The 20,751-nt window shown below is 51.6% G+C and carries 21 protein-coding genes, 5 tRNA genes and 1 other annotated feature; of the genes, 6 read left to right on the top strand and 20 right to left on the bottom strand.

Translation table 11 applies throughout. The features are described 5' to 3' along the window. Positions 1 to 188: 188 nt before the first annotated feature. The 3 genes from clpB to rluD form a co-directional block, all read right to left on the bottom strand. Positions 189 to 2,762, bottom strand: a complete 2,574-nt coding sequence (clpB, locus tag MWH02_RS19465) for an ATP-dependent chaperone ClpB (RefSeq protein WP_271461275.1) — start codon at positions 2,760 to 2,762, stop codon at positions 189 to 191. A gap of 126 nt (positions 2,763 to 2,888) precedes the next feature. Further along, positions 2,889 to 3,617: a purine nucleoside phosphorylase YfiH gene (gene yfiH / locus MWH02_RS19460; RefSeq protein WP_192411984.1), complete on the bottom strand. Its 729-nt coding sequence runs from the start codon at positions 3,615 to 3,617 to the stop codon at positions 2,889 to 2,891. Next, the gene (gene rluD / locus MWH02_RS19455) at positions 3,614 to 4,594 is read right to left on the bottom strand and encodes a 23S rRNA pseudouridine(1911/1915/1917) synthase RluD (protein ID WP_271461274.1); all 981 of its coding nucleotides are present in this window, start codon (positions 4,592 to 4,594) and stop codon (positions 3,614 to 3,616) included. The genes yfiH and rluD overlap by 4 nt, the downstream gene beginning before the upstream one ends. A gap of 130 nt (positions 4,595 to 4,724) precedes the next feature. Between rluD and bamD the strand changes: the two genes are divergently transcribed. The 4 genes from bamD to pheA all read left to right on the top strand — a co-directional run bounded on the left by bamD (position 4,725) and on the right by pheA (position 7,475). Beyond that, entirely contained in the window at positions 4,725 to 5,465 is a 741-nt protein-coding gene (gene bamD / locus MWH02_RS19450; protein ID WP_008109011.1) for an outer membrane protein assembly factor BamD, read from the top strand. 276 nt (positions 5,466 to 5,741) lie between these two features. Beyond that, on the top strand, positions 5,742 to 6,068 hold the full coding sequence (gene raiA, locus MWH02_RS19445) for a ribosome-associated translation inhibitor RaiA (protein WP_008109009.1): 327 nt from the start codon (positions 5,742 to 5,744) through the stop codon (positions 6,066 to 6,068). 96 nt (positions 6,069 to 6,164) lie between these two features. Further along, positions 6,165 to 6,289: a sequence feature (Phe leader region), on the top strand. Next, complete coding sequence (gene pheL / locus MWH02_RS19440; protein ID WP_100703679.1) at positions 6,166 to 6,213, top strand: pheA operon leader peptide PheL; 48 nt, start codon at positions 6,166 to 6,168, stop codon at positions 6,211 to 6,213. (Overlaps the previous feature by 48 nt.) Before the next feature lie 22 nt (positions 6,290 to 6,311). Then, the gene (pheA, locus tag MWH02_RS19435) at positions 6,312 to 7,475 is read left to right on the top strand and encodes a bifunctional chorismate mutase/prephenate dehydratase (protein WP_192236526.1); all 1,164 of its coding nucleotides are present in this window, start codon (positions 6,312 to 6,314) and stop codon (positions 7,473 to 7,475) included. A 34-nt stretch (positions 7,476 to 7,509) separates the two neighbouring features. On the opposite strand, the gene tyrA is transcribed toward pheA, so the two are convergent. The 7 genes from tyrA to ffh form a co-directional block, all read right to left on the bottom strand. Beyond that, positions 7,510 to 8,631 carry a bifunctional chorismate mutase/prephenate dehydrogenase gene (gene tyrA, locus MWH02_RS19430; protein WP_061719956.1) on the bottom strand — a complete coding sequence of 374 codons (1,122 nt, stop codon included), beginning with the start codon at positions 8,629 to 8,631 and terminating at the stop codon, positions 7,510 to 7,512. Positions 8,632 to 8,637: 6 nt separating this feature from the next. Next, positions 8,638 to 9,717 (bottom strand): 3-deoxy-7-phosphoheptulonate synthase, encoded by a 1,080-nt coding sequence (locus MWH02_RS19425; RefSeq protein WP_101762625.1) that lies wholly within the window; start codon positions 9,715 to 9,717, stop codon positions 8,638 to 8,640. A 389-nt stretch (positions 9,718 to 10,106) separates the two neighbouring features. Next, on the bottom strand, positions 10,107 to 10,457 hold the full coding sequence (gene rplS / locus MWH02_RS19420; protein WP_007893316.1) for a 50S ribosomal protein L19: 351 nt from the start codon (positions 10,455 to 10,457) through the stop codon (positions 10,107 to 10,109). A 42-nt stretch (positions 10,458 to 10,499) separates the two neighbouring features. After that, a complete protein-coding gene (trmD, locus tag MWH02_RS19415; protein ID WP_271461277.1) occupies positions 10,500 to 11,264 on the bottom strand; it encodes a tRNA (guanosine(37)-N1)-methyltransferase TrmD in 765 nt (254 codons plus the stop codon). 35 nt (positions 11,265 to 11,299) lie between these two features. Beyond that, on the bottom strand, positions 11,300 to 11,848 hold the full coding sequence (gene rimM / locus MWH02_RS19410) for a ribosome maturation factor RimM (protein ID WP_271461273.1): 549 nt from the start codon (positions 11,846 to 11,848) through the stop codon (positions 11,300 to 11,302). An 18-nt stretch (positions 11,849 to 11,866) separates the two neighbouring features. Continuing rightward, complete coding sequence (rpsP, locus tag MWH02_RS19405; protein ID WP_007893313.1) at positions 11,867 to 12,115, bottom strand: 30S ribosomal protein S16; 249 nt, start codon at positions 12,113 to 12,115, stop codon at positions 11,867 to 11,869. A 142-nt stretch (positions 12,116 to 12,257) separates the two neighbouring features. Further along, the gene (ffh, locus tag MWH02_RS19400; RefSeq protein ID WP_101762624.1) at positions 12,258 to 13,619 is read right to left on the bottom strand and encodes a signal recognition particle protein; all 1,362 of its coding nucleotides are present in this window, start codon (positions 13,617 to 13,619) and stop codon (positions 12,258 to 12,260) included. Between the two features lie 167 nt (positions 13,620 to 13,786). Here ffh and MWH02_RS19395 point away from each other — a divergent pair, with 167 nt between their 5' ends. Together MWH02_RS19395 and MWH02_RS19390 are read left to right on the top strand one after the other, a co-directional pair. Continuing rightward, a complete protein-coding gene (locus tag MWH02_RS19395; RefSeq protein ID WP_008108993.1) occupies positions 13,787 to 14,581 on the top strand; it encodes a cytochrome C assembly family protein in 795 nt (264 codons plus the stop codon). 10 nt (positions 14,582 to 14,591) lie between these two features. Then, the gene (locus MWH02_RS19390) at positions 14,592 to 15,878 is read left to right on the top strand and encodes an HlyC/CorC family transporter (RefSeq protein WP_101762622.1); all 1,287 of its coding nucleotides are present in this window, start codon (positions 14,592 to 14,594) and stop codon (positions 15,876 to 15,878) included. 53 nt (positions 15,879 to 15,931) lie between these two features. Here MWH02_RS19390 and luxS read toward each other — a convergent pair whose 3' ends face one another. The 10 genes from luxS to csrA form a co-directional block, all read right to left on the bottom strand. Next, entirely contained in the window at positions 15,932 to 16,447 is a 516-nt protein-coding gene (gene luxS, locus MWH02_RS19385; RefSeq protein WP_192236523.1) for an S-ribosylhomocysteine lyase, read from the bottom strand. Between the two features lie 150 nt (positions 16,448 to 16,597). Then, on the bottom strand, positions 16,598 to 18,202 hold the full coding sequence (gshA, locus tag MWH02_RS19380; protein ID WP_101762621.1) for a glutamate--cysteine ligase: 1,605 nt from the start codon (positions 18,200 to 18,202) through the stop codon (positions 16,598 to 16,600). A gap of 31 nt (positions 18,203 to 18,233) precedes the next feature. Next, a complete protein-coding gene (locus MWH02_RS19375) occupies positions 18,234 to 18,662 on the bottom strand; it encodes a YqaA family protein (RefSeq protein ID WP_101762620.1) in 429 nt (142 codons plus the stop codon). After that, positions 18,659 to 19,225, bottom strand: coding sequence for a fructose-1-phosphate/6-phosphogluconate phosphatase (yqaB, locus tag MWH02_RS19370; RefSeq protein ID WP_008108985.1), 567 nt, complete (start codon positions 19,223 to 19,225; stop codon positions 18,659 to 18,661). Before yqaB ends, MWH02_RS19375 begins: the two co-directional genes overlap by 4 nt. Positions 19,226 to 19,466: 241 nt before the next feature. Beyond that, positions 19,467 to 19,543 (bottom strand) — tRNA-Arg (locus tag MWH02_RS19365). Between the two features lie 44 nt (positions 19,544 to 19,587). Further along, a tRNA-Arg gene (locus MWH02_RS19360) sits at positions 19,588 to 19,664 on the bottom strand. 55 nt (positions 19,665 to 19,719) lie between these two features. Then, positions 19,720 to 19,796: transfer RNA gene (locus MWH02_RS19355), tRNA-Arg, on the bottom strand. 85 nt (positions 19,797 to 19,881) lie between these two features. Continuing rightward, positions 19,882 to 19,958: transfer RNA gene (locus MWH02_RS19350), tRNA-Arg, on the bottom strand. 8 nt (positions 19,959 to 19,966) lie between these two features. Continuing rightward, positions 19,967 to 20,059, bottom strand: a tRNA-Ser gene (locus MWH02_RS19345). Positions 20,060 to 20,364: 305 nt separating this feature from the next. Then, positions 20,365 to 20,550 carry a carbon storage regulator CsrA gene (gene csrA / locus MWH02_RS19340; protein ID WP_008104508.1) on the bottom strand — a complete coding sequence of 62 codons (186 nt, stop codon included), beginning with the start codon at positions 20,548 to 20,550 and terminating at the stop codon, positions 20,365 to 20,367. Positions 20,551 to 20,751: the final 201 nt, after the last annotated feature.

Here is a 20,751-nt window from a genome sequence, read left to right as displayed (position 1 = left end):
ACCGTCTGCGTTGCCGCTTTGCCGTCTCAGTGGTGGCGCATTATAGGGAGTTCATTTCAGCTGACAAGTGCTAATTTGAAGTTTTCGCGCGACCGCTCACTTTCCAGGCTACACGTTGCAAAAAGCAGCTAATTCTTGCAAAAAGGCCAAAAAAAACGGGCCTGCAGGCCCGTTTTAATCAGAAGTGATTACTGATGAGCAACAATCACATCGTCTTTTACATCCATTTCGATGGTTTTTCCCGGAACCAGGGCACCAGAAAGAATCTGCTGAGCCAGCGGGTTTTCAATCTGCTGCTGAATAGCACGTTTCAATGGACGCGCACCATACACCGGGTCGTAGCCATTCTCGCCGAGCAGTTTGAGCGCCTCATCGGAGATATGCAGCTGATAGCCACGCTCCTCAAGACGTTTATACAAACGTTGCAGCTGAATCTGCGCAATCGAAGCAATGTGTTTTTCGCCCAATGGGTGGAACACCACCATGTCATCGATACGGTTGATAAATTCTGGGCGGAAATGCTGCCCCACAACAGTCATCACCACCTGTTTCATCTCCGCATAGTCCAGAGAACCGAAACGTTCCTGAATAAGATCGGAGCCAAGGTTCGAGGTCATGATCACCACGGTATTGCGGAAATCGACCGTACGGCCCTGTCCATCGGTTAAGCGACCATCATCCAGCACCTGCAACAGAATGTTGAACACATCAGGATGCGCCTTCTCCACTTCATCCAGCAGAATCACCGAATAAGGCCGACGACGTACCGCTTCGGTCAGATAACCGCCCTCTTCATAGCCGACATATCCCGGAGGTGCACCCACCAGCCGCGACACCGAGTGTTTTTCCATAAACTCGGACATATCAATACGCACCATCGCGTCATCGCTATCGAAGAGGAAGCTAGCCAGCGCTTTACACAACTCGGTTTTCCCTACCCCCGTTGGTCCGAGGAACAGGAAGGAACCAATTGGACGATTCGGATCGGACAAGCCGGCACGACTACGACGAATCGCATTCGAAACCGCTTCTACCGCTTCGTTCTGGCCAATGACGCGTGAATGCAAATCCTGCTCCATACGCAGCAACTTGTCGCGCTCGCCTTCCATCATGCGTGCGACAGGAATTCCGGTCCAACGCGCCAGTACATCGGCGATCTCCACATCCGTTACGCGATTACGTAACAGCTTCATGGTTTTACCTTCAGACTGCGTAGCGATGGCTAACTGTTTCTCCAGCTCCGGAATTTTACCGTACTGCAGCTCAGACATCTGACCCAGGTCACCAACGCGACGCGCTTGCTCCATCGTCAGGCGCGCTTGTTCCAGCTCGGCTTTAATGTTTTGCGTGCCGGTTAATGAGGCTTTTTCCGCTTTCCACTCCTCTTCCAGCTCAGCATATTCACGCTCTTTCTGGTCAAGTTCACTTTCCAGCATTTCCAGACGCTTCACGCTGGCATCATCAGACTCTTTCTTCAGCGCCTGCTGCTCAAGTTTCAACTGGATGATGCGGCGCTCAAGGCGATCAAGGGACTCAGGCTTCGAATCCATCTGTAAACGAATGCTTGAGGCCGCTTCGTCTATCAGGTCGATGGCCTTATCCGGCAGCTGACGATCTGAGATGTAACGATGCGACAACGTCGCCGCAGCCACAATCGCCGGATCGGTGATCTGCACATGATGGTGCAGCTCATAGCGTTCTTTCAGTCCGCGCAGAATGGCAATGGTATCTTCGACACTCGGCTCAGCAACGAAGACTTTCTGGAAACGACGTTCCAGCGCCGCATCTTTCTCTATGAACTGACGATACTCATTCAACGTAGTTGCGCCGACACAGTGCAACTCACCACGCGCCAATGCGGGTTTCAGCATGTTGCCGGCATCCATGGCGCCATCGGCTTTACCTGCGCCCACCATGGTATGCAGTTCGTCGATAAACAGAATGACGTTGCCTTCCTGCTTCGCCAAATCGCTAAGCACGCCTTTGAGGCGCTCTTCAAATTCACCGCGATATTTGGCGCCCGCCACCAGCGAACCCATATCCAGAGCCAGCACGCGACGGCCTTTCAGCCCTTCCGGTACTTCGCCATTGATGATGCGCTGCGCTAAACCTTCGGCAATAGCCGTTTTACCGACGCCGGGTTCACCAATCAGCACCGGGTTATTTTTGGTACGACGCTGCAACACCTGAATGGTGCGGCGAATTTCTTCATCACGACCGATAACCGGATCAAGCTTGCCGAGTTCGGCACGCTCTGTAAGGTCGATGGTGTATTTTTTTAATGCCTGACGCTGATCTTCAGCCCCTTGATCGTTCACGCTGTCTCCTCCCCGTATTTGCTCGATGGCCGCAGAGAGTTTTTCCGGAGTCGCGCCAGCTGATTTCAATAGATCAGCCAGCGAGCCACGTGAATCAAGGGCCGCCAATACAAATAATTCAGATGATATAAAGTTGTCGCCGCGCTTTTGCGCCAGCTTGTCGCACAGATTGAGTACCCGAATCAGATCGGCGGATGGCTGCACATCGCCGTCCGTGCCTTCAACCTGAGGTAGTCGATTAATCGCTTGTTCAATGCTGGTACGCAGGCCAGCCACGTCGGCACCCGCTGCGCTGAGCAACGGACGCACCGATCCGCCTTCCTGGTTGAGCAATGCGCTCATCAAATGAAGGGGTTCAATGAATTGATTGTCATGTCCCAGAGCAAGGGACTGTGCATCGGCAAGTGCCAGTTGAAATTTATTAGTAAGACGATCCAGACGCATAATTCCTCCCATTACAGGTCAAAATGCTACTGGAGATTAAATGAGGTCATCCCTCAAATTTTTCAAGGTTAATGACCTGAGTTGTGAGCAAAAAATACGCTAACTGGACCGTCTTGTGGCGTAAGGTTATCTCAGCCAAATCAAAGTTGCCATACGCCCGGTGATTCCGTCGCGTCGGTAGGAGAAAAAATCATCGCGCTCATGGAAGGTACATCGCGTTGAACCGCTGATGGAATGCACGCCGGCGGCCTGCAGACGCTGACGCGCCAGCAGCCAAATATCGGCGAAGTATTGGTTACCCGCCGGGCGGAAAGCCTCTTCCGCTTGTGAATCATGGGCCATAAATGCCGTTCTGACTTCCGAGCCAACTTCAAATGCCAGCGGCCCAATTGCCGGACCAAGCCATGCATGAATGTCATTTGGCGCGCAGTGAAACTGTGACAACGTCTGTTCCAGCACGCCATTACAGAGTCCACGCCAACCGGCATGTGCTGCCGCGACTTCACTGCCATCCTTGCTGCAGAACAGCACCGGCAAACAATCCGCCGTCATCACTGCGCAAACCACCCCGCTTTCACGCGTGATTGCGGCATCAGCGCGCGGCAGCGGATCGCTGGCGGGTAAACGCGCAACCACTTGACCATGGATCTGATCCAGCCATTGCGGCATTGCAGGTAACGTCAGTTGTTCAACCAGGCGTTGACGATTCTGAGCAACATGCGCCTCAGCGTCGCCAACATGCCCACCAAGATTCAACGAATCCCATGGAGCAGCGCTGACGCCGCCGTAACGCGTGGTGGAACATGCCCGAACATGCTGCGGCGCAGGCCAATCCGGGATGATCCATTCACTCATAGCCAATCCATCTGATCGCGGAATTCAAGGGTATCGGCTTTCAGCGCATCAATTAAATCGACCATATCCTGCGGCAACGGCACATGCCATTCCATCTCAATACCGGTGATTGGGTGATAGAGACGTAACATCGTGGCATGCAGCGCCTGGCGATCAAAACCCCGTAGCGTAGTGATGAAAGCTTCAGATGCCCCTTTTGGCGGGCGTGGACGGCCACCGTATAGCGGATCGCCCACCAGCGGATGGTTAATATGCGCCATATGCACACGGATCTGATGGGTACGACCGGTTTCGAGACGCAAACGCAAACGCGTATGGGCACGAAAATGCTCCATGATGCGATAGTGCGTGGTTGCCGGTTTACCCATCGGGTGCACCGCCATGTGCGTACGTTTGGTTGAGTGGCGCGCCATGGGCTGATCCACCGTACCGCCCGCAGTCATGGTGCCAATAGCCACCGCTTCATATTCACGCGTGATTTCGCGCAGCTGCAGCGTTTCAACCAGATGCGTTTGCGCAGGAACGGTTTTCGCGACCACCATCAAACCGGTGGTATCTTTATCCAGACGATGAACAATACCTGCACGAGGCACATCAACGATCGGTGGATAGTGATAAAGCAGTGCGTTAAGCACTGTGCCATCAGGATTACCGGCGCCAGGATGTACCACCAAACCGCGAGGTTTGTTAATGACCAGAATGTCGTCATCTTCATAGACGATATTCAGTGGGATGTTTTGCGCTTCCCAGCGTTGCTCTTCTTCGATCTCAGCATCAATCGAGACATGCTCACCGCCAAAAACTTTTTCTTTTGGTTTATCGATGATAGTGCCGTTGACGCTGACTCGGCGCTCAAGAATCCATTCTTTTATGCGAGAACGTGAATAATCAGGGAACAATTCTGCCAAAGTCTGATCTAAGCGTTGTCCAAGCTGTGCTTCGGACACCGTTGCGGTGAGTTGAACTTGTTGTGCCATATACAGCTTCTTCGTTAACGTTGGGTTTTCACGGCGATGCCGTTTAATATAATGTGCTATCGTACCTGGTCATAACTGGGAGCTATACGGACAGCTTCTGCTACAACACTTTGAGGATAATCATTTCGTCATGACGCGTATGAAACATCTGGTGGCTGCTGCCACACTGAGCCTGAGCCTGGCGCTTGTGGGTTGTTCTGGCTCATCAGATCCAGTCCCGGACAGCCCGCCGTCTGAAATTTACGCCACGGCCCAGCAAAAGCTGCAGGACGGTAACTTTAAAGCGGCGATTAAGCAACTGGAAGCACTGGATAACCGCTATCCGTTTGGTCCTTACTCGCAGCAAGTACAGCTGGATTTGATCTACGCGTATTACAAAAATGCCGATCTGCCACTGGCGCAAGCCGCTATTTCTCGCTTTATGCGTCTGAATCCAACCCATCCGAATATCGACTATGTCATCTATATGAAAGGTCTGACGGATATGGCGCTGGACGATTCTGCACTGCAGGGCTTCTTCGGTATCGATCGTTCCGATCGTGATCCGACGCACGCTCGTGATGCTTTCCGTGACTTCTCGCAATTACTGCGCGGTTATCCAAACAGCCAATATGCTGCGGATGCGCAGAAACGTTTGGCATTCCTGAAAGAGCGCCTGGCGAAGTATGAACTCTCGGTGGCGCAATTCTATACCAAGCGCGGTGCCTATGTCGCTGTTGTTAACCGCGTGGAAACAATGATGAAGGATTATCCGGATACTGAGGCGACCCATGAAGCGTTACCGTTGATGGAGAATGCTTACCGCCAGCTGCAGTTGACGGCTGAAGCCGACAAAGTGGCAAAAATCATTGCGGCAAATAATCAGTCCTGATTATTACACCCACAAAAAAGCAGCCCATGAGGCTGCTTTTTTTATGTCACTTTGTGGATAATCCAGCAGTTTTACAGATTTATCGCTGCAGTTATCCAGTCAATCATGCGCCCTTCCCCAGTCGTCTTCAAGTATTTCCCGCCACTTTCCCGGCCTTTCTCACAATTAAGCGGCATTGACAAAAAGTGACATTTCAATGTGATTTAGATCACACATTTTCTTAATTTCCGCGGTATGCTGGACCTACCCACACGGAAATGACAGAGAGGTTTAACTATGATTCTGAACATTACCAGCAAACAAATGGAAATCACCGAGGCCATCCGTAACCACGTTGAAGAGCGTCTCGCCAAGCTGGAAAAATGGCAAACACATCTGATAAACCCTCACATTGTGTTATCGAAAGAGCCGAAGGAGTTTGTGGCTGATGCCACCATTAATACGCCTAACGGTACGCTGGTTGCCAGCGCGAAACATGATGATATGTATACGGCCATCAATGACTTGATTGCCAAGCTGGAGCGACAACTCAATAAAGCGCAACACAAACCCGAAGCCCGTCGCGCCAACAGCAGTGTGAAAGATTTTCTTCCTACGGAATAAGCAAACATCTTTAGTAACGCGCCTCCGGGCGCGTTTTTTATTGACAGCTTTAAATCACTGCGGTTACTCTCAAGCCACTTTATTTATGGAAACAACCATGAAACATCTGCCGTTCTTCTTCGCATTCTTTTTTACCTTCCCCTGATTGGGAGGCGATTCGTCATGTGAAAATGAATGCGAAGACGAACAACAAAGCCTCCCAAATGGGAGGCTTTTTTATTGGACATTTTACAGGTGAGCCCTATGAATCCCGAAAATCCGCTGCTGGCATTACGCGATAAAATCAGCGCCGTTGATGAAAAACTCTTAGCGCTTTTGTCGGAGCGTCGCATACTGGCCGTTGAAGTTGCGCAGGCTAAACTGGCAACGCATCGCCCTATCCGCGATGTTGAGCGTGAACGCGCTCTGCTGGAAAACTTAATTTCACTGGGTAAAAAGCATCAGCTTGATGCGCATTACATCACTCGCCTGTTTCAGTTGGTGATTGAAGATTCGGTTCTTACTCAGCAAGCCTTGTTGCAAAAGAATCTCAACCATCCACATGCTCACGCGCCGCGCATTGCCTTCCTCGGTCCGAAAGGTTCCTACTCACATCTTGCGGCGCGCAAATACGCCACCCGACATTTTGATTCAATGGTTGAGATCGGTTGCCTGAAATTTCATGACATCATCCATCAGGTGGAAAGTGGACAAGCGGACTACGCGGTGATGCCGATTGAAAATACCAGCTCTGGTTCGATCAACGACGTTTACGATCTGCTTCAGCAAACCACGCTATCGATTGTGGGTGAGCTGACCATTCCAATTGAGCACTGTGTGCTGGTCAACGGCAGCACCGATTTGCAGCAGATCGAAACGGTATATAGCCATCCACAGCCATTCCAGCAGTGCAGCCAGTTCATTAATCGTTTCCCGCAGTGGAAAATCGAATACACCGAAAGCACCGCTGCAGCGATGGAGAAAGTGGCAGCGATGAATTCAACAAAGGTTGCCGCATTGGGTAGCGAAGCGGGTGGTGAGCTGTATGGATTGCAGGTGCTGGAACGCAATCTGGCCAATCAGCAGCAGAACCATACGCGCTTCATCGTGCTGGCACGTAAAGCGATTGAAGTTTCGGGTCAGGTTCCGGCGAAAACAACATTGATCATGGCGACGGGTCAACAAGCAGGCGCATTGGTTGAAGCGCTGATGGTATTACGTAACCACGGCCTCATCATGAGCAAACTGGAAAACCGTCCCATCAACGGCAATCCGTGGGAAGAGATGTTTTATATTGATGTGCAGGGCAATCTGCAGTCAGAAAATATGCAGTTGGCGTTAACCGAGTTGAGCGGCTTAACCCGTTCATTAAAAGTTCTTGGCTGCTATCCAGGCGAGAATGTGGTGCCGGTTGAGCCGCGCCTCTAAGCAAAAAGGCATCCTCACGGATGCCTTTTGTTTTTTACTGCCGGCTATCGTTCGCCGATCGCAGCATGCTTCTGCTTTCGACCAGGAAGCGTTTCGCGTAATCACCAAACCAGTGTTCGACGCGCTCAAAGCTATCGATAAAGGCTTGCTTATCGCCCTGCTCGAGCAGTTTGATCGCATCGCCAAATCGCTGGTAATAACGTTTAATCAGCGCCAGATTACTCTCCGAGGACATGATGATGTCCGCGTAAAGCTGCGGATCCTGCGCAAACAGACGTCCAACCATTGCCAGTTCAAGGCGGTATATCGGTGAAGATAGCGCCAGCAGCTGATCCAGATTAACGTTCTCTTCCGCCAGATGCAGACCGTAAGCGAAAGTCGCAAAGTGACGCAGTGCCTGAATAAACGCCATATTCTGGTCGTGCTCAACGGCACTGATACGATGCAACCGCGCGCCCCAAACCTGAATCTGCTCAAGGAACCACTGATAAGCTTCCGGCTGACGGCCATCACACCAAACCACAACCTGCTTTGCCAGGCTGCCGCTGTCCGGACCAAACATCGGATGCAAGCCCAGAACCGGTCCGGTGTGCGCGGCCAGCATCGCCTGCAGCGGGCGATTCTTCACCGAAGCCAGATCGACCAGAATGCAGTCTTCTGGCAATTTCGGCAGCTCACCGATGATTTGCTCGGTCAGATGAATTGGCACACTGATGATCACCATGCCCGCATCTTTCAGCAGCTCGTCAGAGCGTTCCCAATCGCCTTTATCCAGAATGCGGACCTGATAGCCAGAAAGCGTCAGCATCTTTTCAAACAGACGCCCCATCTGGCCGCGGCCACCTACAATCACCACCGGACGCAACGTCGGACACAGCGTTTTGAAGCCTTTGTCATTTTCATGGGCATAGGATTCACGCATCAAACGACGCAATACATCTTCAATCAAGTCCGGCGACACGCCGAGCGCTTCAGCTTCCTGGCGGCGTGAAGCCAGCATGCTGGCCTCACGCTCAGGAACATAGATCGGCAAACCGTAGCGGCTTTTAACTTCCCCTACTTCGGCTACCAGCTCCAGTCGTTTTGCCAGTAACCCAAGCAGTGCTTTATCTACTTCATCGATTTGATCGCGTAGCGCGGTCAGTTCAGCCACCATGACTCATTACACCTCGTGTGACAGACGCGCCGACAGCACTCCCTGCAGATCCTGATGGATTTCACGCAGCAATGTTTCAGTGGTTTCCCAGTTGATGCAGGCATCAGTGACGGACACACCGTATTTCATTTCGCTACGTGGCTGTTCAGAAGACTGGTTGCCTTCATGAATGTTGCTTTCCAACATCAGGCCAATGATGGAACGGTTTCCATCTTTAATCTGCGCAATAGCCGATTCGGCTACGCCAGGCTGGCGACGATAGTCTTTGTTAGAATTACCATGGCTGCAATCTATCATTAAGGCCGGACGCAGTCCCGCTTTCAGCATCTCTTTTTCACACTGAGCGACATCTTCTGGACCGTAGTTTGGTGCTTTACCGCCGCGCAGAATCACATGCCCATCTGGGTTGCCCTGCGTTTGCAGCAAGCAAACCTGGCCGGCCTGATTGATGCCAACAAAACGGTGCGGCATTGCGGCGGCGCGCATGGCGTTAATCGCGGTGCCCAGGCTGCCATCCGTACCATTTTTAAAACCAACCGGCATGGAAAGGCCTGAAGCCATTTCACGGTGGGTTTGTGATTCAGTGGTACGCGCACCAATCGCTGACCAGCTAAACAGATCGCCAAGATATTGCGGGCTATTCGGATCCAGCGCTTCGGTCGCCAGCGGTAAACCCATCTCCACGAGATTAACCAGCAGTTGACGCGCGATATGCAGGCCAGCTTCCATATCAAACGAGTTGTTCATGTAAGGATCGTTGATTAACCCCTTCCAGCCGACGGTGGTTCGAGGTTTTTCAAAATAAACGCGCATAACGATGTACAGCTGATCCTTCAACTGTGCAGAGAGAGATTGCAACTGACGGGCATAGGCAAGTGCGGCTTCAGTATCGTGAATCGAACAAGGACCACAAACCACCAACAGACGCGGATCGCGGCCCGCAATAATGTCGGCAATGGTTTGGCGAGAAGACGCAATTTGCGCTTCCTGCGCCGCAGTGAGCGGGAATTTGGCTTTCAGCTCTTGCGGGGTAATCAAAATTTGTTCGTCGGCGATATGCACATTGTTCAGCGCGTCTTTTTGCATGATTGCGATCCTTTTTACTCGTTTATGCGGTATGGGATCCTCACTGAGGATGGCGCTTACTTTATCACACCCTGTACAGGTTGCAATCCACCCATGTACACATTTATTACCACATCAAATAAAAATCACAAAAAATATTAAAATGTTCATTAAAATCATACGAATAACAGAAATGATGACAGAACGGCAATGTAAACTAAAGGTTACACCTAATTATGTTCTGATGATGCTCTCAACTAAAATTTTGGTATAACATTTTGATTTTCATTGTTTTCAGGAAACATACACTTTCCATCTTAGGGATGATCCTGCGCCCCTTATACGCCCATAAAAAAAAGGGGCTGGCCAAATGGCCAACCCCTTGTTTGCTATTAACTTTGAGAAGTCGCTTACGCGCCAAGACGCTCTTTGATACGAGCTGACTTACCGGTACGCTCACGCAGGTAATACAGTTTGGCTTTACGCACAGCACCACGACGTTTAACAGCAATGCTGTCAATTACTGGAGAGTGAGTCTGGAAGACACGCTCAACACCTTCGCCGTTAGAAATCTTACGAACAGTGAATGCAGAATGCAGACCGCGGTTACGAATAGCGATAACCACGCCCTCGAATGCCTGCAGACGCTTCTTAGAACCTTCTACGACCCATACTTTCACTTCCACGGAATCACCCGGACGGAATGAAGGTACGTCCTGCTTCATCTGCTCTTGTTCAAGTTGCTTGATAATGTTGCTCATAATTAAATCTCTTATCCTGGGTAAACTGATAGTGAGGGAAGATTACTCTCCCACCTCATCGTTTTGTTGCTGCTGATGTTCACGCTGGAACTCATTTAGCAACCGTGCTTGCTCTTCAGTCAGAGCCAGGTTTTCCAGAAGTTCAGGTCTTCTTAGCCAGGTACGGCCTAACGACTGTTTCAGGCGCCAGCGGCGAATATCGGCATGGTTGCCCGACAGTAAAACTGGCGGAACTTCCATCCCTTCTAACACTTCAGGTCGGGTGTAGTGCGGGCAATCCAGCAAACCATCCGAGAACGAATCCTCATCGGCTGACGCCTGTTTTCCCAGTACGCCGGGAATAAACCGCGCGACCGAGTCAATCAACGTCATGGCTGGCAGCTCACCGCCACTGAGCACGTAATCACCGATTGACCACTCTTCATCAATCTCAGTGTGAATCACGCGCTCATCTATCCCTTCGTAGCGACCACACACCAGAATCAACTTCTGATGGGTCGCCAGTTCGCAAACGCCCTGTTGGTCCAGTTTGCGTCCCTGAGGTGAAAGATAAATCACCTTAGCACCTTCTCCCGCCGCTGCTTTCGCTGCGGAGATGGCGTCCCGTAAGGGTTGCACCATCATCAACATTCCCGGTCCGCCGCCGTAAGGACGATCGTCCACGGTACGGTGCCGGTCATGCGTGAAGTCACGAGGACTCCAGCTTTGAATGTCGAGCAGGCCATTTTTTACTGCCCGGCCAGTTACCCCGTACTCGGTAATAGCGCGAAACATCTCTGGAAACAGGCTAATAACACCAATCCACATCGCGTTCGCCGTTACGTTACCGGATTGTCCGGAGATCAAAAACCAGGATCCCAATCTACTTCAATAAGGCCAGTAGAGAGATCGACTTTCTTGATAACCTGTTCATCAAGAAACGGGATTAACCGCTCTTGCGCACCGAATGCATCCTTCAGGTTTGCCTTAACGACGAGAACGTCGTTCGATCCGGTTTCCATCAAATCAATGACTTTGCCCATCTCGTAGCCTTCGAGGTTCACTACTTTCATTCCCATAAGGTCTTTCCAGTAGTAATCGCCTGCTTCCAGCGCTGGCAGCTGCGTGGAGTCGACCGTAATTACGCAATTGGTCAACTGTGCCGCAGCGTCCCGATCGTCAATGCCTTTGACTTTGATGATCAGGTCCTGATTGTGGTGCTTCCAGCCCTCGAGTTCGACCTGCTGCCATTTACCGGCGCGCTGGATGAACCAAGGTTGGTAGTCGAAGATGCTTTCAGCGTCTTCAGTGGAGGAAAACACTTTGAGCCAACCCCGAATTCCGTAAGCCGCGCCCATTTTTCCCAATACAATCGGGTTAACGGGAGGCTGCCCGGCAGGTTTAATGCTCATGCTCACCACCGTGACAGATTAAGCTGCTTTCTTTGCTTCTTTGATCAGCGCGTTAACGCGATCAGAAAGCGTTGCGCCCTGGCCAACCCAGTGCTCAATACGGTCCAGATCCAGACGCAGACCTTCAGCCTGACCAGAAGCGATCGGGTTGAAGAAACCTACGCGCTCGATGAAACGACCGTTACGAGCATTGCGGCTGTCAGTGACGACGACCTGATAGAACGGACGCTTTTTAGCGCCGTGACGTGCCAAACGAATTGTTACCATAACATCCTCATTAGTTAATAAAGCGCTCGGGCCCCATCGAGGAACGGGGCCCGAGCGCGATATAAAAAGCCCGAAAATTTTACTCATTTTGGCGCAAAAAGCAACCTCAGCGTGCCAAATTTCCGGCTTTATGACGGCCGCCTTAGCGACCAGGGAATCCAGGCGGCATCATACCTTTCATGCCACGCATCATTTTGGCCATGCCGCCTTTCTTCATTTTCTTCATCATGCGCTGCATATCATCGAACTGTTTCAGCAGTCGGTTGACATCTTGCACCTGCATGCCTGAGCCCAACGCAATACGACGTTTGCGCGACCCCTTGATAATTTCTGGCTTCTCACGCTCTTTACGCGTCATCGAATTGATGATGGCTTCCATGCGGACCAGCACTTTGTCATCCATCTGCGATTTCACGTTGTCAGGCAGTTGCCCCATGCCCGGCAGTTTGCCCATCAGGCTCGCCATGCCGCCCATGTTACGCATCTGCTTCAACTGCTCAAGGAAGTCGTTGAGATCAAAACCGTCGCCGGTTTTCAGTTTCTTCGCCAGTTTCTCCGCCTGATCGCGGTCAACTTTGCTTTCGATATCTTCGATCAGCGACAGAACATCGCCCATGCCAAGAATGCGCGACGCGATACGCTCTGGATAGAAAGCTTCCAGCGCTTCGGTCTTCTCGCCCATCCCCATAAATTTGATTGGCTTGCCGGTAATGTGACGAATCGACAGCGCCGCACCACCGCGCGCATCACCATCGACTTTAGTCAGGATCACACCAGTCAGCGGCAGCGCTTCGTTGAAGGCTTTCGCGGTGTTGGCGGCATCCTGACCGGTCATGGCATCGACCACAAACAGGGTTTCCACCGGATTTATCGCGGCGTGTACCTGTTTGATTTCGTCCATCATCGCTTCATCGACGTGTAAACGACCGGCGGTATCCACCAGCAGCACATCGTAGAATTGCACTTTGGCTTGTTTTAGCGCGTTCTGAACAATATCGACCGGCTTTTGACTCAGATCGGACGGACAGAAATCCACGCCGACCTGGCCAGCCAGGGTTTCCAGCTGTTTGATCGCCGCAGGGCGATAAACGTCAGCAGAAACTACTAGCACTTTCTTCTTATGCTTCTCGCGCAAGAATTTACCCAGTTTCGCCACGCTAGTGGTTTTACCAGCACCTTGCAAACCTGCCATCAGCACCACGGCTGGCGGCTGAGCATTCAGATTGAGCGCATTATTTTCAGCGCCCATCGCCGCAACCAGTTCGTTGCGCACGATTTTGATGAACTCCTGGCCTGGCGTCAGGCTTTTGTTCACATCGTGGCCAACGGCGGCCTCTTTCACGCGATTAATAAATTCACGCACTACCGGCAGCGCAACGTCAGCTTCCAGCAGCGCCATGCGGACTTCACGCAGCGTGTCTTTGATGTTGTCTTCAGTCAGCCTTCCGCGGCCGCTGATATTGCGCAGGGTTTGCGACAAACGATCGGTTAAATTATCAAACATGCTCTCTCACTTAGAACCGTAGCGAGGCCGCCATAGGCGACACAATGCGGCGGATTATAACACGAAGACGAAGCGATCTCTGCAATTGACCGTCAGATCGTTTGGAGCCTGCCGCTGCTGGCGCTATACTGCTTTTTTCCTTATCTGACCGATACATGAAAGGATCTATGTTCGTTTTCGCGATCGTGGCGCTGTTCGCCTACTCCCTCAGCCTTGCATTGATCATTCCCAGCCTGCTTAAACGCAACGGTGGCTGGCGTCGTTTTGCTGTGCTTTCTGCCTGCGTGGCGCTGATTGCGCACGCCGTTGCTCTGCAGCAGCGCATTTTTGCTGTTGATAACGGGCAAAACCTCAGCCTGCTTAATATCGGCTCGCTGGTTAGCCTGCTGATCTGCGCCATCATGACAATTGTCGCCTCGCGCAATCGTGGCTGGCTGCTGCTGCCGATTGTTTACAGCTTTGCATTGATTAATCTGGCCTTTGCCACCTTTGTGCCCAATGCCTTTATTACGCATCTGGAAACCACGCCGGGCATGATGGTTCACATCGGTCTGTCGCTGTTTGCCTATGCCACGCTGATCATCGCGGCACTGTATGCGCTGCAGCTGGCGTGGATCGATTACCAGTTGAAAAATAAGAAACTGGCTTTCACTCAGGATATGCCGCCGCTGCTCAGCATTGAGCGCAAAATGTTCCACATCACGCAGATTGGCGTTGTGCTGTTGACGCTGGTGCTGTGCACCGGTTTGCTCTTCATGCATAACCTGTTTAGCGCTGAGAATGTGGATAAAGCGGTTCTCTCCATCATTGCCTGGTTTGTCTACATCGTTCTGCTTTGGGGACACTATCGTGAAGGCTGGCGCGGACGCCGCGTCGTGTGGTTTAACTGTGGCGGCGCATTGCTGCTAACCATGGCCTACTTCGGCAGCCGCGTGCTTCAGCACCTGCTCACCTCTCACTAAGGATTTTGTGTTGGAACACGTTTCAACCACCACGCTGATCATTACGCTGGTCATCATGGTGCTGGTCTCTGCCTATTTCTCCGGTTCAGAGACCGGCATGATGACGCTTAATCGCTACAAACTGCGCCATAAAGCCAAAAGCGGCAATCGCGGCGCGCGTCGGGTAGAAAAACTTCTGCGTCGTCCCGACCGCCTGATCAGCCTGGTTTTAATCGGCAACAACCTCGTTAATATTCTCGCCTCCGCACTCGGCACCATTGTCGGTATGCGCCTGTATGGCGATGCTGGCGTAGCGATTGCCACCGGCATTCTGACTTTTGTCGTGCTGGTTTTTGCCGAGGTGCTGCCGAAAACGGTCGCGGCGCTCTATCCAGAAAAAGTGGCCTATCCCAGCAGCGTGTTACTGGCTCCGCTGCAGTATGTGATGCTGCCGCTGGTGTGGCTGCTGAATACCATAACCCGCATTCTGATGCGCATGGTGGGCATTAAAACCGATGGTTCCATCAGTTCGGCGTTAAGCAAAGAAGAGTTGCGCACCATTGTGCATGAATCGCGCTCGCTGATGTCGCGGCGTAATCAGGACATGCTGCTGTCAGTGCTCGATTTGGAGAAAGTCAGCGTGGATGACATCATGGTGCCGCGCAATGAGATCGTCGGCATCAACGTCAATGATGACTGGAAATCGATTGAGCGCCAGCTGAGTCATTCGCCGCATGGGCGTATCGTCCTGTTCCGTGACTCGCTGGATGACTGCGTTGGTATGCTGCGCGTGCGTGAAGCCTGGCGCATGATGACCGAGAAGAAAGAGTTCAACAAAGATCGCCTGCTGCGTGCTGCTGATGAGATTTACTATGTACCGGAAGGCACGCCGCTTAACGTGCAGCTGGTTAAATTTCAGCGTAACAAAAAGAAAGTCGGCATGGTGGTTGATGAATATGGCGATGTTAAAGGCTTAGTGACGATTGAAGATATTCTGGAAGAGATCGTCGGCGATTTCACCACCTCCATGTCGCCGTCGCTGGCTGAAGAAGTCATGCCGCAAAATGATGGTTCGGTATTGATTGAAGGCAGCGCCAATGTGCGTGAAATCAACAAAGCCTTTAACTGGACGTTACCGGAAGAGGATGCGCGCACCATTAACGGCATGCTGCTGGAAGCACTGGAAGAGATTCCGCTGGTCGATACTCGCGTCACCCTTGGCGCCTACGATATCGATATCCTTGATGTGCAGGACAACATGGTGAAGCAGGTGCGCATTACGCCACACCACGCACTGAAATCCTCCATCGGCTCCTGAAGCCTGTAAACAAAAACGCCGCGATAATCGCGGCGTTTTTCATGGTGTCTCAACTAGATGTGCAGCTCTTTCAGCTTTTCCGCTGGCAGCTTCAAATCTTCGTTGCGGTTCACGCCGATGTCGTGCGCCAGCACATTGCGCGCGATCTGCTGCGCTTCATCCAGTGAGTGCAGTTTGTAGCTGCCGCACTGATATTCGTTCAGCTCTGGAATCTGGCCCTGCTCTTTGACTTTCAGAACATCTTCCATCGCGCCTTTCCAGGCTTTCGCAACACGCTGCTCGTCAGGCGTACCAATCAAACTCATGTAGAAGCCGGTGCGGCAACCCATTGGCGAGATGTCGACGATTTCAACGCCATCACCATTCAGATGATTACGCATGAAGCCAGCAAACAGGTGCTCCAGCGTATGGATGCCACGCTCAGTCAGAATATCAATATTCGGACGGCAAAAACGCAGGTCGAAAACGGTGATGGTATCGCCATGCGGAGTTTTCATGGTTTTTGCTACGCGTACTGCAGGTGCGCCCATGATGGTGTGATCAACAGTAAAACTATCCAGTAGTGGCATACGTCACCTCCTGTTTTGAGATTTTTTTTAAAACGATGAAACTTTTCTGTTCGTCCAGCGTCTGAATATATGAAAGACGCGCATTTGTTATCATCATCCCTGACAACAGAGATGTTTATTTTGGCCACATTGATGTGGCCATTTTCTTTTCTAGCCTTCGCGACCCGCAAGGTAGCTTTCGAAATCCAGCGTATCGCTCTGTTCCAGCTTCTCTTGTGCCTGCACCGACTCCAGCGCCTGACGACTAAAATCTTCTTCGGTCAGAATCTCTAACGACTCTTCACACAGCAGATGACGATATTGCTCTGCCAATGCCACACCCGCGCCGGTCAAACCGTTTTCTTTGATCGCATGCAGGATGCGCGCCGAATAGGTTAGCTCAGGATCGTCGAAAGATGCCACCAGTTGATCGCAAACCTGTTGATATTGCGTGTTGCCGTGATTGCTGTCGAGCACTTCCGCCACGCGACGCAGATCGGCAAACAGCGCTTTACCCACTTCAACCAGCGTATGTTCTTTTTCGCTGCAACCTACTGCAATGACCTGGCCAGGCTTACGCCCTTCCATCACCACGCGATTCCAGTTTTTACGCGTACACAGCAGCTCATCCGCGCTCATTTCTGGCGCATCAGCAAGCGTACACCAAATCAGGAACAGATCGAGGAAGCGCGCCTGATCGGCATCTACGCCAATCGCGGAGAATGGGTTGATGTCCAGCGAACGCACTTCAATGTATTCAATACCGCCACGCAACAGCGCATCGGATGGTGCCTCGCCTGAACGCGTAACGCGTTTCGGACGAATCGGCGCATACAGCTCGTTTTCAATTTGCAGCACATTGGTGTTCAGCTGCAGCCAGTTGCCTTCGGCATCTTTGGTACCCATGGCGGCATACTCTTCCGACGGCGTTTTAATCGCTGCCTTCAGTGCTGCAACGTAACCTTCCAGCGAGTTAAAAGTGATACCCAAACCGCTCTGCGATTTGTTGGTGTAACCAAGGTCGCTCAGGCGCAGTGAGGTGGCGTGAGGCAGCCACAGCGTACCCTTGCCATCACCTTCAAACGGCAGATTGCTCTCGCGCCCTTGCAGGAACGAGGAGCAAATCGCTGGCGATGCACCGAACAGATACGGAATAACCCAGCCAAAACGATAGTAGTTACGAATCAGACGCAGATAGCCGGCAGAGATGGTCTCTTTGCCGCTTTCGGCATCTTTTACATCCGCCCACTCCTGCCAAAACGACAGCGGCAACGAGAAGTTGTAGTGCACGCCAGAGATAATCTGCATCAGCGCGCTGTAGCGATTCTTCAGCCCCTGACGATACAGCGTTTTCATTTTGCCAATGTTCGAGCTGCCATACTGCGCCAACTCGATGCTATCAACGTCATCAATGAAGCCCGGCATGCTGAAAGGCCACAAGCGCTCCTCGCCTAACTCACGCGCCACATGACGGTGAATATCGCGCAGGAACGCCAGTGAACGATCGATGCTCTGATCAACTGGCGTGATGAACTCCATCAGCGTTTCGGCAAAATCGGTGGTGATCCAATCATGCTTAAGCGCCGAACCGAGTGACTCAGGATGTCCTGTGGTTGCCAGGTGACCATCGGGTTTTACGCGTAATGATTCGCGCTCAATACCACGGCCGATACCCTTTAACGCGTCAGGATGCGCCTCCAGCCAGGAAAGTGCCTTAGATACGTCCGGGATCACGTTAACCTCCCGCTGTGTTAATAATTTATTTTTGTTCAGCATAATGTTAGCCGTAGCCTCGAATCTGTGCGAATCAATGCCACCATTGCATTGTTTGCAATGTGGCGGTCGCGATAACGATATAACGCAGCGTTTTACCCATGGCGAGGAACAGCACTGAAGGTAGCCAGGCAAAGCGCAACCAACCTGCGAGCACGCAGAGTAAGTCGCCCACTACCGGCAGCCAGCTAAAAATCAGTGCTGCAGGTCCTAATCGGTGTAACCACGTCATTGCTGTGTCGTGCCATCGCCCTTGCCCTTTTGGCGGCATCAGGCGACCAAGAAGAATGTTGGTCAGGCCACCCAGCGTGTTTCCCACTGATGCAGCCAATAACAATCCATAAACCGAACCTTTTTGGGCGATCAGCAGTGCAACCAGCACCGCTTCCGAGCTTCCTGGTAACAGAGTCGCGCTAAGAAAGCTGCTGCCGAATAACGATCCATAGGTCAGAAATTCATTCACAGTAAACGGACATCAACCACGTCCATGCCTGCTGCTTTGGCGGCTTGTACGCCGAAGTCAGCATCCTCAAACACTACACAGCGCTCGGGTGCGATACCCATTAATTCAGCGCAGCGTAAAAAGGTGTCCGGCTGCGGCTTATGACGCTGTACGTCATCCGCTCCGACCACCGCATCAAACAGGTGGTAAACACCTAACTCTTCGAGTAAGGCTTTTGCCAGGCTGTGTTCACTGCCGGTGCCCACCGCCATCGGACGGCGACCATGATAAGCCTTTACCACGTCCATCAACGGCAGCGGACGCACGTCATCCAGCAACATCGCTTTCAGTGCAGCGGTTTTTTCCGCCGCCAGCAGATGCGGATCGTGCGTTGCATTGTTCTGCTCAAGAATGAACTGCGCCAGTTGCCAGGTTGGAGCGCCATTGAAGCCCACCATTTTTTCTTCATCCATGGTGAAACCATAGCGGCCAAGCACCTGCTGCCAGGCTTTTCGATGTGTCGGCTCAGTATCCAGAATTGTGCCGTCCATATCGAAAATCAGGGCGTCATATTGGTCGTACATTGTCACTCCATCGAGCACCACAAAATGAGCCATTACTTTAGCGTAATGCGCTCAGGTTGTCGCCAGGCACGCTTAACCGCAAATGCTTTGAAAGCATTAGTTTTTTTCGTTTTCAGAAAAAGGTCAGAGTGCAATGCCGTGGATAAACGCCGGTAAATTCAGCGATTTTTTTACAAGTTGATTTGATTGCTGCAGGATTCAGAAACTGAGAGTCAAAAACAGAAAGGTATCGAAGAAGAGATGGTGCATCCAGGAGGATTCGAACCTCCGACCGCTCGGTTCGTAGCCGAGTACTCTATCCAGCTGAGCTATGGATGCATTGAGTTACTGCTGAAGAAAATTTTGAGAAGTTTGAAGAGGAATGGTGCATCCAGGAGGATTCGAACCTCCGACCGCTCGGTTCGTAGCCGAGTACTCTATCCAGCTGAGCTATGGATGCATTGAGGTTTTCTTACGATGGACTAACTGAAACAACCTGAGGATGATACGAAGAATGGTGCATCCAGGAGGATTCGAACCTCCGACCGCTCGGTTCGTAGCCGAGTACTCTATCCAGCTGAGCTATGGATGCATCGAGTTAATTCTTGTACAACGCAGGGTGCTAACAACTCACCATGAAAGGAACTGCTCGTTCACTCTTACTTCACCTTTCCGAATGGTGCATCCAGGAGGATTCGAACCTCCGACCGCTCGGTTCGTAGCCGAGTACTCTATCCAGCTGAGCTATGGATGCATCGGAAATGGCGGTGAGGCGGGGATTCGAACCCCGGATGCAGCTTTTGACCGCATACTCCCTTAGCAGGGGAGCGCCTTCAGCCTCTCGGCCACCTCACCTTACGCGTTCTTCCGAACCGTGCTTCTGAACTTGTTTCTGCTCATCGGCACTGCGTGGCGCACATATTACTTTCCCGGACTTATAAGTCAAACATTTATTTCCAGCCTTTTGTTTGATTGCACAAATGACACTCAATTCGGATGCTTTAGCGACAAAAAGAGTGATTTATCAACAAAGAAAGCCTGCTGGAGAACAGAAATGGGCGTTAAAGAGAATTGGTAATAGAGAGCGAAAAGCGGAAGATGTGTGGGGCTGGAGAGGAAAAACCGGTAGCGCCTCGCTCATGAGCGAGGCGCTGAATCCGTTAGTAACTCGAGGCTTGAGTTTTTTCGGCTTGAATACGCTGATAGATCTCTTCGCGATGTACCGAAACTTCTTTAGGCGCGTTAACCCCAATGCGAACCTGGTTACCTTTTACACCCAGCACCGTTACAGTCACCTCATCGCCAATCATGAGGGTTTCACCAACTCGACGAGTTAGAATAAGCATTCTTTGCTCCTTGAAAGATTAAAAGAGTCGGGCTTGTTCGGTCTCCCGGCCGTATCCATCATATAACGCTGAACAATGCCTATGACAAATACACCATTGTGCTTCGCCATGCCAATACATTCTGCTGATAGTTAGTTTAGCCGAAATACACTACATCAACCGGACTTTGTCATTACCTGGTGTGCACCGCGTTAAAAAAGC

This window comes from Pantoea leporis (assembly GCF_028048155.1).
GTDB lineage: Bacteria > Pseudomonadota > Gammaproteobacteria > Enterobacterales > Enterobacteriaceae > Pantoea > Pantoea leporis.
This window is presented reverse-complemented; position numbering and strand designations above follow the sequence as displayed.

Coding starts and splice junctions, on each gene's coding strand:
- clpB (WP_271461275.1), bottom strand. CDS start 2,762: ATGCGTCTGGATCGTCTTACTAATAAATTTCAACTGGCACTTGCCGAT.
- yfiH (WP_192411984.1), bottom strand. CDS start 3,617: ATGAGTGAATGGATCATCCCGGATTGGCCTGCGCCGCAGCATGTTCGG.
- raiA (WP_008109009.1), top strand. CDS start 5,742: ATGATTCTGAACATTACCAGCAAACAAATGGAAATCACCGAGGCCATC.
- csrA (WP_008104508.1), bottom strand. CDS start 20,550: ATGCTTATTCTAACTCGTCGAGTTGGTGAAACCCTCATGATTGGCGAT.
- trmD (WP_271461277.1), bottom strand. CDS start 11,264: ATGTGGATTGGTGTTATTAGCCTGTTTCCAGAGATGTTTCGCGCTATT.
- luxS (WP_192236523.1), bottom strand. CDS start 16,447: ATGCCACTACTGGATAGTTTTACTGTTGATCACACCATCATGGGCGCA.
- yqaB (WP_008108985.1), bottom strand. CDS start 19,225: ATGTACGACCAATATGACGCCCTGATTTTCGATATGGACGGCACAATT.
- pheA (WP_192236526.1), top strand. CDS start 6,312: ATGAATCCCGAAAATCCGCTGCTGGCATTACGCGATAAAATCAGCGCC.
- rimM (WP_271461273.1), bottom strand. CDS start 11,848: ATGAGCATTAAACCTGCCGGGCAGCCTCCCGTTAACCCGATTGTATTG.
- rluD (WP_271461274.1), bottom strand. CDS start 4,594: ATGGCACAACAAGTTCAACTCACCGCAACGGTGTCCGAAGCACAGCTT.
- rplS (WP_007893316.1), bottom strand. CDS start 10,457: ATGAGCAACATTATCAAGCAACTTGAACAAGAGCAGATGAAGCAGGAC.
- gshA (WP_101762621.1), bottom strand. CDS start 18,202: ATGCTGAACAAAAATAAATTATTAACACAGCGGGAGGTTAACGTGATC.
- MWH02_RS19425 (WP_101762625.1), bottom strand. CDS start 9,717: ATGCAAAAAGACGCGCTGAACAATGTGCATATCGCCGACGAACAAATT.
- ffh (WP_101762624.1), bottom strand. CDS start 13,619: ATGTTTGATAATTTAACCGATCGTTTGTCGCAAACCCTGCGCAATATC.
- MWH02_RS19395 (WP_008108993.1), top strand. CDS start 13,787: ATGTTCGTTTTCGCGATCGTGGCGCTGTTCGCCTACTCCCTCAGCCTT.
- rpsP (WP_007893313.1), bottom strand. CDS start 12,115: ATGGTAACAATTCGTTTGGCACGTCACGGCGCTAAAAAGCGTCCGTTC.
- bamD (WP_008109011.1), top strand. CDS start 4,725: ATGACGCGTATGAAACATCTGGTGGCTGCTGCCACACTGAGCCTGAGC.
- tyrA (WP_061719956.1), bottom strand. CDS start 8,631: ATGGTGGCTGAACTGACCGCGCTACGCGATCAAATCGATGAAGTAGAT.